Source organism: Enterobacter sp. BNK-18 (genome assembly GCF_047456135.1).
Taxonomy (GTDB): Bacteria; Pseudomonadota; Gammaproteobacteria; order Enterobacterales; family Enterobacteriaceae; genus Enterobacter; species Enterobacter ludwigii.
Map to the genome: position 1 here is coordinate 712,604 of NZ_CP179899.1, position 14,504 is coordinate 727,107.

At 52.2% G+C, this 14,504-nt stretch carries 10 protein-coding genes; 7 read left to right on the plus strand and 3 right to left on the minus strand.

All coding sequences use genetic code 11. The features are described from left to right. Window positions 1-45: 45 nt before the first annotated feature. The 3 genes from pflB to ycaO form a co-directional block, all read right to left on the minus strand. Complete coding sequence (gene pflB, locus ACMGG3_RS03410) at window positions 46-2,328, minus strand: formate C-acetyltransferase (protein ID WP_014169380.1); 2,283 nt, start codon at window positions 2,326-2,328, stop codon at window positions 46-48. A gap of 51 nt (window positions 2,329-2,379) precedes the next feature. Further along, the gene (gene focA / locus ACMGG3_RS03415; RefSeq protein WP_025204555.1) at window positions 2,380-3,237 is read right to left on the minus strand and encodes a formate transporter FocA; all 858 of its coding nucleotides are present in this window, start codon (window positions 3,235-3,237) and stop codon (window positions 2,380-2,382) included. A 406-nt stretch (window positions 3,238-3,643) separates the two neighbouring features. Continuing rightward, window positions 3,644-5,404 carry a 30S ribosomal protein S12 methylthiotransferase accessory factor YcaO gene (ycaO, locus tag ACMGG3_RS03420; protein ID WP_032677795.1) on the minus strand — a complete coding sequence of 587 codons (1,761 nt, stop codon included), beginning with the start codon at window positions 5,402-5,404 and terminating at the stop codon, window positions 3,644-3,646. A gap of 127 nt (window positions 5,405-5,531) precedes the next feature. On the opposite strand from ycaO, the gene ACMGG3_RS03425 reads away from it, so the two are divergent. The 7 genes from ACMGG3_RS03425 to ACMGG3_RS03455 all read left to right on the plus strand — a co-directional run bounded on the left by ACMGG3_RS03425 (window position 5,532) and on the right by ACMGG3_RS03455 (window position 14,488). Continuing rightward, complete coding sequence (locus tag ACMGG3_RS03425) at window positions 5,532-6,224, plus strand: DUF421 domain-containing protein (protein ID WP_020884820.1); 693 nt, start codon at window positions 5,532-5,534, stop codon at window positions 6,222-6,224. Between the two features lie 162 nt (window positions 6,225-6,386). Continuing rightward, window positions 6,387-7,475, plus strand: coding sequence for a 3-phosphoserine/phosphohydroxythreonine transaminase (gene serC / locus ACMGG3_RS03430; protein WP_025204554.1), 1,089 nt, complete (start codon window positions 6,387-6,389; stop codon window positions 7,473-7,475). A 69-nt stretch (window positions 7,476-7,544) separates the two neighbouring features. Then, the gene (gene aroA, locus ACMGG3_RS03435; protein ID WP_414149581.1) at window positions 7,545-8,828 is read left to right on the plus strand and encodes a 3-phosphoshikimate 1-carboxyvinyltransferase; all 1,284 of its coding nucleotides are present in this window, start codon (window positions 7,545-7,547) and stop codon (window positions 8,826-8,828) included. 253 nt (window positions 8,829-9,081) lie between these two features. Then, on the plus strand, window positions 9,082-9,765 hold the full coding sequence (gene cmk / locus ACMGG3_RS03440) for a (d)CMP kinase (protein WP_014169386.1): 684 nt from the start codon (window positions 9,082-9,084) through the stop codon (window positions 9,763-9,765). Between the two features lie 110 nt (window positions 9,766-9,875). Continuing rightward, on the plus strand, window positions 9,876-11,549 hold the full coding sequence (gene rpsA / locus ACMGG3_RS03445; RefSeq protein WP_014169387.1) for a 30S ribosomal protein S1: 1,674 nt from the start codon (window positions 9,876-9,878) through the stop codon (window positions 11,547-11,549). Between the two features lie 171 nt (window positions 11,550-11,720). Further along, window positions 11,721-12,008, plus strand: coding sequence for an integration host factor subunit beta (ihfB, locus tag ACMGG3_RS03450; RefSeq protein WP_008499965.1), 288 nt, complete (start codon window positions 11,721-11,723; stop codon window positions 12,006-12,008). Window positions 12,009-12,223: 215 nt separating this feature from the next. Next, window positions 12,224-14,488 (plus strand): ComEC family protein, encoded by a 2,265-nt coding sequence (locus ACMGG3_RS03455; protein WP_414149582.1) that lies wholly within the window; start codon window positions 12,224-12,226, stop codon window positions 14,486-14,488. Window positions 14,489-14,504 lie beyond the last annotated feature (16 nt).

The following is a 14,504-nucleotide window of genomic DNA, read 5'->3' on the forward strand; positions in this document are numbered from 1 at the left end:
GCCTTTATTGTACGCCTTTTAACGCGTGATTTCAGTCAATTCCACTTACATGGACTGAGTGAAAGTACGGGTGATAACGTCCTGCTGCTGTTCTTTCGTCAGGGAGTTAAAACGTACTGCGTAGCCGGAGACACGGATGGTCAGCTGAGGATATTTCTCAGGGTGTTCCATCGCATCAAGCAGCATTTCACGGTTCATTACGTTCACGTTCAGGTGCTGACCACCTTCAATGGACGCTTCGTGGTGGAAGTAACCATCCATCAGACCCGCGAGGTTAGTTTTACGTACTTCGTCGTCTTTACCCAGCGCATTTGGCACGATAGAGAAGGTGTAAGAGATACCATCTTTCGCGTAAGCAAACGGCAGTTTAGCAACGGAGGTCAGAGAGGCAACAGCACCTTTCTGGTCACGACCGTGCATTGGGTTAGCACCAGGACCGAATGGCGCACCTGCGCGACGACCGTCTGGGGTGTTACCGGTTTTCTTACCATACACAACGTTAGACGTGATGGTCAGAACAGACTGAGTCGGGATAGCGTTACGGTAAGTGGTCAGCTTCTGAATTTTCTTCATGAAACGTTCAACCAGGTCAACCGCCATGTCATCAACGCGAGAGTCGTTGTTACCAAACTGCGGATATTCGCCTTCGATTTCGAAGTCAACAGCCAGACCGTCTTCGTCACGAATTGGTTTAACTTTCGCATATTTGATTGCAGACAGGGAGTCAGCCGCAACGGACAGACCTGCGATACCACACGCCATGGTGCGGATAACGTCACGGTCATGCAGCGCCATCAGAGAGGCTTCGTAGCTGTACTTGTCGTGCATATAGTGGATAACGTTCAGGGCAGTGACGTACTGTTTAGCCAGCCAGTCCATGAAGTGATCCATACGCTCCATGACTTCATCGAAGTTCAGAACGTCGCCTTTGATTGGTTCAGACTTAGGACCAACCTGCATTTTCAGTTTTTCATCAACGCCGCCGTTGATTGCGTACAGCATGGTTTTCGCCAGGTTTGCACGCGCACCGAAGAACTGCATTTGTTTACCAACAACCATTGGGCTTACGCAGCATGCGATAGCGTAGTCATCGTTGTTGAAGTCCGGACGCATCAGGTCATCGTTCTCGTACTGCAGAGAAGAGGTGTCGATGGACACTTTAGCGGCGAATTTCTTGAAGTTCAGAGGCAGTTTTTCAGACCACAGAACGGTGATGTTCGGCTCCGGAGAAGGACCCATGGTGTACAGGGTGTTCAGGAAGCGGAAGCTGTTTTTGGTAACCAGAGTACGGCCATCAACACCCATACCACCGATAGATTCCGTTGCCCAGATTGGGTCACCAGAGAACAGCTCATCGTATTCAGGGGTACGCAGGAAGCGAACCATACGCAGTTTCATGACCAGGTGGTCAATCATTTCCTGAGCGTCTTGCTCGGTGATTTTGCCCGCTTTCATATCACGTTCGATGTAAGCATCCAGGAAGGTGGATACACGACCGAAGGACATTGCTGCACCGTTCTGAGACTTAACAGCGGCCAGGTAGCCGAAGTAGGTCCACTGGATAGCTTCCTGAGCGTTGGTTGCAGGACCAGAGATATCGCAGCCATATTTAGCCGCCATTTCTTTGATCTGACCCAGCGCGCGATGCTGTTCAGCGATTTCTTCACGCAGACGGATAGTCGCTTCCAGGTTTACACCGTTTTCCAGATCAGACTGCAGGGAAACAAACTGCGCGTATTTGTCTTTCATCAGGAAGTCGATACCGTACAGCGCAACGCGACGGTAGTCACCGATGATACGGCCACGGCCATAGGCATCTGGCAGACCAGTCAGAACGCCAGATTTACGGCAATTCAGAATGTCTTTGGTGTAAACATCGAATACACCCTGGTTGTGGGTTTTGCGGTATTCGGTGAAGATTTTTTTCAGCATTGGGTCCAGCTCGCGGTTATACGCTTTGCAGGAACCTTCAACCATTTTGATACCACCGAACGGGATGATCGCACGTTTCAGTGGTGCTTCAGTCTGCAGACCAACGATTTTCTCAAGGGCTTTGTTAATGTAGCCAGCATCGTGAGAAGTGATGGTAGAAGCAACGGAGGTGTCAAAATCAACTGGCGCGTGAGTGCGGTTTTCCAGTTTTACGCCTTCCATTACGCTGTCCCACAGCTTGGTGGTCGCGTCAGTTGCACCAGCCAGGAAGGATTCGTCACCTTCATACGGGGTATAGTTTTTCTGAATGAAGTCACGTACGTTTACTTCATTCTGCCAGTCACCTTTCGCAAAACCTTCCCAGGCTGTGGCTAACTTTTCATTAAGCTCGGACATGTAACACCTACCTTCTTAAGTGGATTTTTTATTTACTGCCTGAGATAACCATCAATGATGGTCGTCGCCACGCAGGTAAATGACCCAGTATGTCAACCCAACTAACAGACCCCCACCGATAATGTTCCCGATAGTGACAGGGATCAGGTTATCAGTAATGAAATTCATAATAGTCAGGTGAGAGAAACTTTCCGGGGTTGAACCAACAGCAGTCCAGAACTCCGGGCTTGCAAAGTTGCGGATTACAATTCCCATTGGGATCATAAACATGTTCGCAATACTGTGCTCGAAGCCGCTGGCAACAAACATCGCAACCGGCAGAACCATAATCATGGCTTTATCCATCAGGCTACGACCCGAGTAGCTCATCCAGACAGCCAGGCAGACCATCAGGTTAGCGAGGATGCCGAGAGCAACGGCTTCGATAAATGTGTGGTGCATTTTGTGGTCTGCGGTCTGCAGGACGTTGAGTCCCCAGCCACCGTTGGCGGTCATATACTCGCCAGAGAGCCACATCAACAGAACAAAGAGCAGACAGCCAATCAGGTTGCCAACATAGACATTAAGCCAGTTGCGCGCCAGTTGACCCCAGGTAATTCTTCCGCTGGCTTTTGCCACGACAATCAACACTGTAGAAGTGAAGAGGTCGGCGCCGCAGATGACGCAAAGAATCAGTCCCAGTGAGAAGCAAATACCGCCAATCAGTTTCGCCATGCCGAAAGGCATCGCGGCAGTACCGGTGGTGGCAGTGATGTAGAAGACAAACGCGATAGAGATGAACACACCAGCCGTGATCGCCAGATAGAACGTCTTCATCGGGTGTTTCGTTGCTTTATAGACACCCGCTTCTTCGGCAACTTTGGCCATAGCAGCTGGGAGTAAAAGATCAAAAGGGTTGTCAGCTTTCACACTAACTCTCTCTTTATTAAGTCGGCGACGAGATACTAACAAAGCATTATAGAAGAGAAATTGATATAGATCATATCTCGCCTGGCTTATAGGCCCGCAATGTGTATGGATTTACAGCAAAAGCGGAGTAAGTATTTGATTATCCGTATAAAAATAAATTTTAAAAGTTATGAAAAGAGTTGAATTATTTCTTTCGGCCACCTCTGCAACAGTTAATTAATATGGAGTAATTACCATAAAAAGTAACAGTAAAGCCCAGGTAAATATTATTATATTTACCCATATTTAACTTTATTATTACAATCAACAGTCATTGCCGAAAAAAATAAAAAACGGGGCAATGAAATTGCCCCGTAATATAGCCCAGACGATTGAATACGCCTACAGCTGATAATGTTATATGCGCTTATTTTGACCAGTAAGCGGATTTCGCCTTCTGCAATTTTTCATACGCTTTCAGCAGAGACTGATGTGCCGGGAAGGCTTTCAGATCGCTATCCACAGCCTGAAGACCGTAGAACGGCGCTTCACCGCTCAGTGCTGCGCTGGCGGCTTCAACGGCGTCAGCACCGTACATGCGAACAAACGCATTCAGGTATTGCAGCGGCTGACGATCTTCTTCCTGCGCGAGAAGCAGCAGGGTTTGCAGGCAGCGATAGTAGTTAGTGCGCTCGGCAGAGAAGACAGACTGGTTAAACTCCATAGTCCACTCGGTCCAGGCCAGAGCCTGATCCAGATCGCCGCCAGCCAGTGCCAGCATTGCTTTCAGCTCACCAATACGCAGGGTATACCAGCCGTTATCTTTACCGGTCGCCAGACCCAGCAGCTCGCGTACGCGGGTGAAGTCATCATGGCCTTCTTCGTCCAGTTGCGCGATCAGGTTCAGGTAATCTTCTTTTTCCCATTCGCTGCCCGGCAAGGCCAGCAGGGTTTCACGCAGGTGCGCGCCCATGCTGTTGTTCGCCAGCCACAGATCTTCTGCCGGATAGATGTCGGACATGCCCGGCACCAGAATGCGGCAGGCGTACACGCCTAGGTGTTCGTAGTCAGCGATGTAGACTTCTTTATCTTCCGCCTTAAAGATAGCCATCAGCGTGGCGAACTCTTCTTCGGTGGTACCTGCAAAGCTCCAGTCGACGAACGGATAGTCCGCGTCCTGCTTAAACAGATCCCAGGAGATCAAACCGCTGGAGTCGATGAAGTGGGTTTCAAGGTTGGTGTGCTCGGCCACTTCTTCATCGTCAAAGGTCGGTGGCGTAAACACGTCCAGATCTTTCAGGCCACGGCCCTGCAGTAACTCGGTGACGGTACGCTCCAGCGCCACGCCAAAGTCAGGGTGCGCGCCGAAAGAGGCGAAGCAGGTTCCGTTTTCAGGGTTAAACAGCACCACACAGATAACCGGGTATTTACCGCCCAGTGAGCCGTCATAGGCAAAGATTGGGAAACCTTCCGCTTCCAGCCTGGCGATGGATTCCACCACGCCCGGGTAGCGCGCCAGCACGTCAGCCGGAATTTCAGGCAGGCTGATGGATTCGGCAATGATGCGGTTTTTAATGTGGCGTTCGAAGACTTCAGACAGCCCCTGTACGCGCGCTTCATTACGGGTATTACCGGCAGACATACCGTTGGACACGTACAGGTTGCCAACGATGTTCATCGGGATATAGACGGTCTGCTCATCAGACTGACGCGTGAACGGCAGGGCGCAGATACCACGATCCTCATTGCCGGACTGCAGATCGATCAGCATGCTGGCGGTCAGTTCGTTTTCCGGATCGTAGAACGCACGCAGACGCGCGTCGAGAATGCCTTCCGGCAGCGCGTCGTCTTCAGGCAGCGGGAACCATTTTTCGTTTGGATAGTGCACAAACGGGCCGTTGGCGATGGTTTCACCCAGCCAGAAATCGGCGAAGAAATAGTTGGTCGACAGACGTTCAAAATACTCACCCAGCGCAGAGGCCAGTGCCGCTTTTTTTGTCGCGCCTTTACCGTTGGTAAAGCACAGGGCACACTCTTTATCGCGAATATGCACGGACCAGACATGAGGCACCGGGTTGAGCCAGGAGGCTTCTTCGATATTAAAGCCCAGGTCGGTCAGTTTCTGCTGGAAGCGAGCGATGGAATCTTCCAGAGCGGCGTCTTTGCCGGGGATAAACGTTTGAGTCATGGCGTTCACTTTTATCGTACGTAAAGCGCGCAATGATACGGGTTTTGCGTGACAGGTGCTATCTTCGGCGAAAATAAAAGACTCGACTATGCTTACAGACAGTAACTTACTGTTAAGGCATAGAAAAATGAAAGCATTTGATCTCCAGCGGATGGCGTTTGATAAAGTTCCTCCCGAATTTTTGGGCGAAGTGGCCCTGCGCAGCCTGTATACCTTTGTATTGGTCTTTCTGTTTCTCAAAATCACCGGGCGGCGTGGCGTCCGGCAGATGTCCCTCTTTGAGGTGCTGATTATTCTGACGCTGGGTTCAGCGGCGGGGGATGTCGCCTTTTACGACGATGTGCCGATGGTGCCGGTCTTTATCGTTTTTGTCTCACTGGCGCTACTTTACCGGCTTGTCATGTGGCTGATGTCGAAAAGTGAAAAGCTGGAAGATCTTCTCGAAGGGAAGCCGGTGGTTATCGTCGAGAACGGGCGGCTGGCCTGGGAAAATGTACAGAGTGCCAACATGACCGAGTTCGAGTTTTTTATGGAACTGCGTCTGAATAGCGTTGAACAACTCGGGCAGGTGCGGCTGGCAATCATGGAAACGAACGGGCAAATCAGCGTCTATTACTATGCTGACGACGAGGTGAAGCCGGGGCTCTGTATTCTGCCGGATATGCTTATTGAGCGTTTCACGACCGTGCCTGAGTCAGGCGAATATGCCTGTATAAGATGTAGCCATGTTGTGGCGATGCAACCGGGCGATCATCAATTATGTCCCCGCTGTACAAATCCGGAATGGACGAAGGTTAGCCGGGCCAAACGCCTTACCTGACAGCCATATTGTCGGTTTTGCCGCAGTGAGATGGCAGATTGTATTGTGTGACGCGGGACACATTTCACCGGTCATAAGTTTTAGACATTGCGGCGCGTGTCACTGAATGATAAAACCGATATCCACAGTTATAACTTATTGCTTTTAGCGTGGTGAGGGGAAATGGCTCAAGTCTTTAATTTCAGTTCAGGTCCGGCGATGTTGCCGGCAGACGTGCTTAAACAGGCTCAACAGGAACTTTGTGACTGGAACGGTCTGGGTACGTCGGTGATGGAAATCAGCCACCGTGGTAAAGAGTTTATTCAGGTGGCGGAAGAGGCAGAAAAGGATTTTCGCGATCTGCTGAACATTCCCTCAAACTACAAAGTTTTGTTCTGCCACGGCGGTGGCCGCGGTCAGTTTGCTGGCGTCCCGCTGAATATCCTCGGCGACAAAACCACGGCAGACTACGTTGATGCGGGTTACTGGGCGGCAAGTGCGGTTAAAGAAGCCAAAAAGTACTGCTCGCCAAATGTTATCGACGCCAAAATTACCGTTGATGGCCTGCGTGCCGTGAAGCCGATGAGCGAGTGGCAGCTCTCTGATAACGCTGCGTATCTGCACTATTGCCCAAACGAAACCATCGACGGGATTGCCATCGACGAGACCCCGAACTTCGGTAAAGACGTGGTGGTTGCAGCCGATTTCTCCTCTACCATTTTGTCCGCGCCAATTGACGTCAGCCGCTACGGTGTTATCTATGCGGGTGCGCAGAAAAATATCGGTCCGGCGGGTTTGACGATCGTCATCGTGCGCGAAGATTTGCTGGGTAAAGCCCATCAGTCTTGCCCGTCTATTCTGGATTATACGGTCCTCAACGATAACGACTCCATGTTCAACACCCCCCCTACGTTTGCCTGGTACCTCTCTGGCCTGGTCTTTAAATGGCTCAAGCAAAACGGCGGCGTGGCGCAGATGGACAAAATCAATCAGCAGAAAGCCGACCTGCTGTATGGCGTGATCGATAAGAGCGATTTCTACCGTAACGATGTCGCGAAAGCTAACCGCTCTCGTATGAATGTGCCGTTCCAGCTGGCGGACAGCAACCTGGATAAAGTCTTCCTTGAAGCGTCCTTCGCTGCAGGCCTGCATGCGCTGAAAGGCCACCGTGTTGTAGGCGGTATGCGTGCCTCTATCTATAACGCGATGCCGCTGGAAGGGGTTAAAACCCTGACCGATTTCATGATCGACTTCGAACGTCGCCACGGTTAATTACGCTGTTTTTCACCCCCGTAGCCCTGCTGCGGGGTTTTTATTATGTTGAGTTGAGAGTTAAGTTTCATGGAATCCCTGACGTTACAACCTATCGCGCGGGTAGATGGCACCATTAATCTGCCTGGTTCAAAAAGTGTCTCGAACCGCGCTCTGCTGCTGGCAGCTCTGGCAAACGGCACCACCGTCCTCACAAACCTGCTGGACAGCGATGACGTGCGCCATATGCTCAATGCGCTGAAAGCGTTGGGAGTTCATTACACGCTGTCTGACGACCGCACCCGCTGTGAAGTGACCGGCAACGGCGGCGCGTTACGCTCGGCTGAAGAGCGTGAACTGTTTCTGGGTAATGCGGGGACGGCGATGCGCCCGCTGGCGGCGGCCCTGTGCCTGGGCAGCAACAATATTGTGCTGACCGGTGAGCCACGCATGAAAGAGCGTCCCATTGGTCATCTGGTGGATGCCCTTCGTCAGGGCGGCGCGCAAATTGAGTATCTGGAGCAGGAAAATTACCCGCCTCTGCGTCTGCGCGGTGGTTTCAATGGCGGTAACGTCGACGTGGATGGCAGCGTCTCCAGCCAGTTCCTGACGGCTCTGCTGATGACTGCGCCGCTGGCACCACAGGATACGGTCATCACCATCAAAGGCGACCTGGTCTCTAAACCGTACATTGATATTACGCTGCACCTGATGAAAACCTTCGGTGTTGAGGTGGAGAACCGCGCTTATCAGCAATTCGTGGTTCGCGCTGCGCAGCAGTACCAGTCTCCGGGTCATTACCTTGTGGAAGGCGATGCTTCGTCTGCCTCCTATTTCCTGGCGGCAGGGGCGATTAAGGGCGGTACGGTGAAAGTGACCGGCATTGGCCGTAACAGCGTTCAGGGCGATATCCATTTTGCTGACGTGCTGGAAAAAATGGGCGCAACGATTACCTGGGGCGATGATTTCATCTCCTGCACCCATGGTGAGCTGAACGCTATCGATATGGACATGAACCATATCCCGGATGCGGCGATGACCATTGCCACGGCGGCGCTCTTCGCAAAAGGCACCACGACGCTGCGTAACATTTACAACTGGCGCGTAAAAGAGACTGACCGTCTGTTCGCGATGGCGACCGAACTGCGTAAAGTGGGCGCCGAAGTGGAGGAGGGCGAAGACTACATCCGCGTCACGCCTCCGGCAAAACTGCAGTTTGCGGAAATCGGCACCTATAACGATCACCGCATGGCAATGTGCTTCTCGCTGGTGGCGCTCTCCGATACGCCGGTGACCATTCTCGACCCGAAATGTACGGCGAAAACCTTCCCGGACTACTTCGAGCAATTGGCGCGTATCAGTACCCCTGCCTGATTTACCTTCGCGCCAGCCTCTGTGCTGGCGCGCTTACACCGTTCCCACTCATTGACGTGATGATCTACACTTCTGAAGATGTGCGCCTGCCGCCTGCAAGCAACGCGAACGATGTAGAAGTATCATTGCGCAATAATTCTTCATCTAAATACCTGTAATTCGCGTTTTTGCACACAACGTTAACGATTGTGGGCATTGGCGCGTATAATGCGCGGCGTTTACGTTAACGGTATGCCTGTTTAAGGAGATAAAGATGACGGCAATTGCCCCGGTCATAACCATTGATGGCCCAAGCGGTGCAGGAAAGGGCACCTTGTGCAAGGCAATGGCGGAAGCATTGCAATGGCATCTGCTGGACTCTGGTGCTATTTACCGCGTGTTAGCGCTTGCGGCGCTGCATCACCATGTTGATGTGGCCTCCGAAGACGCGCTGGTTCCGCTGGCTACCCATCTTGATGTTCGCTTTATCTCAACCAACGGAAATCTGGAAGTGATTCTCGAAGGTGAAGATGTCAGCGGTGAAATTCGGACTCAGGACGTGGCGAATGCCGCGTCACAGGTTGCCGCTTTCCCGCGCGTGCGTGAAGCACTGCTGCGCCGTCAACGCGCCTTCCGTGAACTGCCTGGCCTGATCGCGGACGGGCGTGACATGGGAACCGTTGTCTTCCCTGATGCGCCAGTGAAAATTTTCCTTGACGCCTCCTCGGAAGAACGGGCTCAACGCCGCATGCTTCAGTTGCAGGAAAAGGGGTTTAGTGTTAACTTTGATCGCCTTTTGTCCGAGATAAAAGAGCGCGATGACCGCGATCGTAACCGCGCCGTCGCCCCACTTGTTCCTGCAGAAGATGCATTAGTTCTGGATTCAACCAGTTTAACTATTGAGCAAGTGATTGAAAAAGCGCTACAATATGCGCGCCAAAAACTGGCACTCGCGTAATTGCGACCGATTTAGCAGTACCCCCGCTGCAATGGATTGACGGCGGGTATGTGAAACAACCCCATCCGGCACGGAGCCAGGTGGACGTTATATTAACCTGAAGATTAAACATGACTGAATCTTTTGCTCAACTATTTGAAGAATCCTTAAAAACAATCGAAACCCGTCCGGGTTCCATCGTTCGTGGTGTTGTTGTTGCTATCGACAAAGACGTAGTACTGGTTGACGCCGGTCTGAAATCTGAGTCCGCCATTCCGGCAGAGCAGTTCAAAAACGCCCAGGGCGAGCTGGAAATCCAGGTTGGTGACGAAGTTGACGTTGCTCTGGATGCAGTAGAAGACGGCTTCGGCGAAACCCTGCTTTCCCGTGAAAAAGCTAAACGTCACGAAGCTTGGATCACGCTGGAAAAAGCTTACGAAGAAGCTGAAACTGTGGTCGGTGTTATCAACGGCAAAGTTAAAGGTGGCTTCACTGTTGAGCTGAATGGTATTCGTGCGTTCCTGCCAGGTTCTCTGGTAGACGTTCGTCCAGTCCGTGACACCCTGCACCTCGAAGGCAAAGAGCTTGAGTTCAAAGTAATCAAGCTGGACCAGAAGCGTAACAACGTTGTTGTATCCCGTCGTGCCGTTATCGAATCCGAAAACAGCGCAGAACGCGATCAGCTGCTGGAAAACCTGCAGGAAGGCATGGAAGTCAAAGGTATCGTTAAGAACCTCACTGACTACGGCGCATTCGTTGACCTGGGCGGCGTTGATGGCCTGCTGCACATCACCGACATGGCGTGGAAACGCGTTAAGCACCCAAGCGAAATCGTGAACGTGGGCGACGAAATCACTGTTAAAGTGCTGAAGTTCGACCGCGAGCGTACTCGTGTATCCCTCGGCCTGAAACAGCTGGGCGAAGATCCATGGGTAGCTATCGCTAAGCGTTACCCAGAAGGTACTAAACTGACTGGTCGCGTTACCAACCTGACTGACTACGGCTGCTTCGTTGAAATCGAAGAAGGCGTTGAAGGCCTGGTGCACGTTTCCGAAATGGACTGGACCAACAAAAACATCCACCCATCCAAAGTTGTTAACGTTGGTGATGTAGTGGAAGTTATGGTTCTGGATATCGACGAAGAACGTCGTCGTATCTCCTTGGGCCTGAAACAGTGCAAAAACAACCCATGGCAGCAGTTCGCGGAAACCCACAACAAGGGTGACCGTGTTGAAGGTAAAATCAAGTCTATCACTGACTTCGGTATCTTCATCGGCCTGGACGGCGGCATCGATGGCCTGGTTCACCTGTCTGACATCTCCTGGAACGTTGCAGGCGAAGAAGCAGTTCGTGAATACAAAAAAGGCGACGAAATCGCTGCAGTTGTTCTGCAGGTTGACGCAGAGCGTGAACGTATCTCCCTGGGCGTTAAACAGCTCGCAGAAGATCCGTTCAACAACTGGGTTGCACTGAACAAGAAAGGCGCAATCGTAAACGGTAAAGTCACTGCAGTTGACGCTAAAGGCGCAACCGTAGAACTGGCTGACGGCGTTGAAGGTTACCTGCGCGCTTCTGAAGCTTCACGTGACCGCGTTGAAGATGCCACTCTGGTTCTGAACGTTGGTGACGACGTTGAAGCTAAGTTCACCGGTGTTGACCGTAAGAACCGTGCAATCAGCCTGTCTGTTCGTGCTAAAGACGAAGCTGATGAGAAAGATGCAATCGCCACTGTTAACAAACAGGAAGATGCAAACTTCTCTAACAACGCAATGGCTGAAGCTTTCAAAGCAGCTAAAGGCGAGTAATATCAGGTTGTCCGCATCATTTTGAGCTGTAACGCATTTACAGCGAGAAGGATGAGGAGCAAACTTGACAGATTAGAGGATTCGTCCTGTAATCAATAACAAAGGGCGGCTACGGCCGCCCTTGTTTAATGAGCTGTTCAGCTAATTGGTTTGAAAGGAACCGGAGGAATCATGACCAAGTCAGAATTGATTGAAAGACTTGCCAGTCAGCAACCGCATATCCCTGCGAAAGCAGTGGAGGATGCCGTAAAAGAGATGCTGGAGCATATGGCCTCCACTCTTGCCCAGGGCGAGCGCATTGAAATCCGCGGTTTCGGTAGTTTTTCTCTGCACTATCGTGCTCCACGTACCGGGCGTAACCCGAAAACTGGCGATAAAGTCGAACTGGAAGGTAAGTACGTTCCACACTTTAAGCCGGGTAAAGAACTGCGCGATCGCGCCAACATTTACGGCAACTGAGTTTAGCCATCAGCGCTAAACTGGGTTCGAAAGAAAGCACCTGCGGGTGCTTTTTTTGTGCCTGCCGCTTTTATTCTGAAGATGCCGCGCAATTTTCCTTTTGTTTTCTGCAAACGGATAAAAATGTTTCAGCGCCCGCTGTAAACCGCGTTTCTTCTGGCTGACGACTCACCCTGCCTGCTTCCATACTGTCACCCTCAAACAGGGAGGTAGTAATGGGCATTCCCGCGATAAGTTTTTGCGCCATTCTGGCGATCATGCCGTTACTCTGGTTACCCGTCCTGCCTGAACGTCATACCGTGTGGGTAATGATAGCCAGTGGGATAGCGCTGGCCGCCCAGCGATACAACGTCCTGAAGTATATGGGGATCATGGTGTTATTTTGTGCCTGGGGTCTTCTTGCTGCGCAGGAAAGCGTCTGGCCGATGCAACATTTAACGACGGGAGCAGTGCAGGCAGAGATAGAAATCACGGCCACCGATGGTGCAACAATGCATAAGGGCAACATTCTGCGTGTCGATGGTCAACGCTGGTGGGCATCCACGGGCGTGACGCTGTATGGCAATTACCTGCCGCAAAAGGTGTGTGCCGGTCAGCGCTGGGCCATGACGCTCAGGCTCCGGCCTGTGCATGGCGAGCTAAACGACGGGGGATATGATCCCCAGCGAAGCGCCTTTGCCCGACACCAGACGCTCAGCGGACGTTTCACGCAGGCGAAAATCGTCGATGAAAACTGCAGCTTGCGTGCTCAGTACCTGATGTCACTGCAACAGCGACTTTCTGCTTTTCACTGGGGCGCGGTTATGCTTGGGCTGGGGATGGGGGAACGTCTGGAGGTGCCCCGGGAAATTAAAGATCTGATGCGCGACACCGGCACGTTGCACCTGATGGCAATTTCGGGTCTGCATATTGCGCTGGCCGCATCCATCGTCTGGTTACTTGCGCGTGGGCTTCAGTTTTTGATGCCGGGCCACTGGATCCACTGGCAGATTCCTCTCCTGGCCGGGTTGCTCTTTGCCGCTTTCTACGCCTGGCTTACCGGGCTGCAACCGCCCGCATTGCGAACGGTTATCGCACTTGCCGTGCTGGCGGCATTGCGCATTGGCGCCCGTCAGTGGTCTCCCTGGCAGGTGTGGTGTTGCTGTATCGCGGCAATCCTGATAAGCGATCCCTTAGCCGTGCTTTCTCAAAGTCTGGCCCTTTCAGCTTTTGCCGTCGCCGCGCTGATTTTCTGGTTTCAGTGGCTGCCTCTTCCTCGCGGGCACCGGGTTCGCTGGTTACAGCCTCTGGTGAATCTGCTTTATCTGCAAACCGGCATGTTGCTTCTGCTCATGCCATTACAGGTGCTGATTTTTCATGGGTTTAGCCTCTCTTCCCTGGTGGCTAATCTCTTTGCCGTCCCCCTGGTCACTTTTGTCTGCGTACCGCTGATCCTGGCCGGAATGTTGCTTCATCTGTTGCCGCTGACGGCGCTGGAAAGTGCCCTCTGGTTTGCAGCCGATAAATCCCTGGGGGGGTTGTTCTGGATGCTGATGCGCCTGCCGGATGGCTGGCAGAATGTAGATGAACGATGGCAATACCTGACGTTATTGCCCTGGCTTGCCATTATCGGCTGGCGCTTTCATGCCTTGAAATCCGTTCCTGCAGTGTGTCTGGCAGGGAGTATCTTACTGGCATTTCCGCTTTGGCGAACGGTGAGGAGTGAGGGCTGGACACTGCATATGCTGGATGTGGGGCAGGGACTGGCAATGGTCATTGAACGCCATGGCAAAGCCCTTCTTTATGATACCGGGCTCGCCTGGCCGGGTGGTGATAGCGCCCGGCAGTTGATCATTCCGTGGCTACGCTGGCACCATTTGCAACCAGAAGGCGTCATTCTCAGTCATAAGCATCTCGACCATGCGGGCGGCCTGGCGACGCTGCAAAAAACATGGCCCACGTTATGGATAAGAAGCCCGTTAGATCGGGCGGAGCATCGGCCTTGTTTTCGCGGGCAGAGATGGATATGGGAGGGGTTAACCTTCACCGTCCACTGGCCACCTGAGGGCTATTCCGAAAGGGGGAACAATCGCTCCTGTGTGGTAAAAATCGACGATGGTGAGCAGAGTGCGTTGCTTACGGGGGATATTGAAGCGCCAGCGGAACAGACTATGCTTAGCCATTACTGGCGTCATCTGACGTCCACTGTAATACAGGTACCCCATCATGGCAGCAATACGTCTTCATCATTGCCACTGGTGCAGCGGGTGGATGGGAGGATCGCGCTCGATTCTGCGGCCCGCTATAACGCATGGCATTTTCCGTCGGCAAAAGTTATCAGACGTTATCGAAAAGAGGGCTATATCTGGCACGATACCCCCCATTCTGGACAAATATCGGTGACATTCTCGCAACATCGATGGCAAATACAGCGCGTACGTGATGAATATTTACCGCGTTGGTATCATCAGTGGTTTGGCGCGCCCGGAGATAACGGGTAGAATATGCGGCTATTTC

What these genes read in the sequence shown, in the direction of transcription:
- pflB (WP_014169380.1), bottom strand. Translation starts at nt 2,328, where the DNA reads ATGTCCGAGCTTAATGAAAAGTTAGCCACAGCCTGGGAAGGTTTTGCG.
- ycaO (WP_032677795.1), bottom strand. Translation starts at nt 5,404, where the DNA reads ATGACTCAAACGTTTATCCCCGGCAAAGACGCCGCTCTGGAAGATTCC.
- ACMGG3_RS03425 (WP_020884820.1), top strand. Translation starts at nt 5,532, where the DNA reads ATGAAAGCATTTGATCTCCAGCGGATGGCGTTTGATAAAGTTCCTCCC.
- serC (WP_025204554.1), top strand. Translation starts at nt 6,387, where the DNA reads ATGGCTCAAGTCTTTAATTTCAGTTCAGGTCCGGCGATGTTGCCGGCA.
- aroA (WP_414149581.1), top strand. Translation starts at nt 7,545, where the DNA reads ATGGAATCCCTGACGTTACAACCTATCGCGCGGGTAGATGGCACCATT.
- cmk (WP_014169386.1), top strand. Translation starts at nt 9,082, where the DNA reads ATGACGGCAATTGCCCCGGTCATAACCATTGATGGCCCAAGCGGTGCA.
- rpsA (WP_014169387.1), top strand. Translation starts at nt 9,876, where the DNA reads ATGACTGAATCTTTTGCTCAACTATTTGAAGAATCCTTAAAAACAATC.
- ihfB (WP_008499965.1), top strand. Translation starts at nt 11,721, where the DNA reads ATGACCAAGTCAGAATTGATTGAAAGACTTGCCAGTCAGCAACCGCAT.
- ACMGG3_RS03455 (WP_414149582.1), top strand. Translation starts at nt 12,224, where the DNA reads ATGGGCATTCCCGCGATAAGTTTTTGCGCCATTCTGGCGATCATGCCG.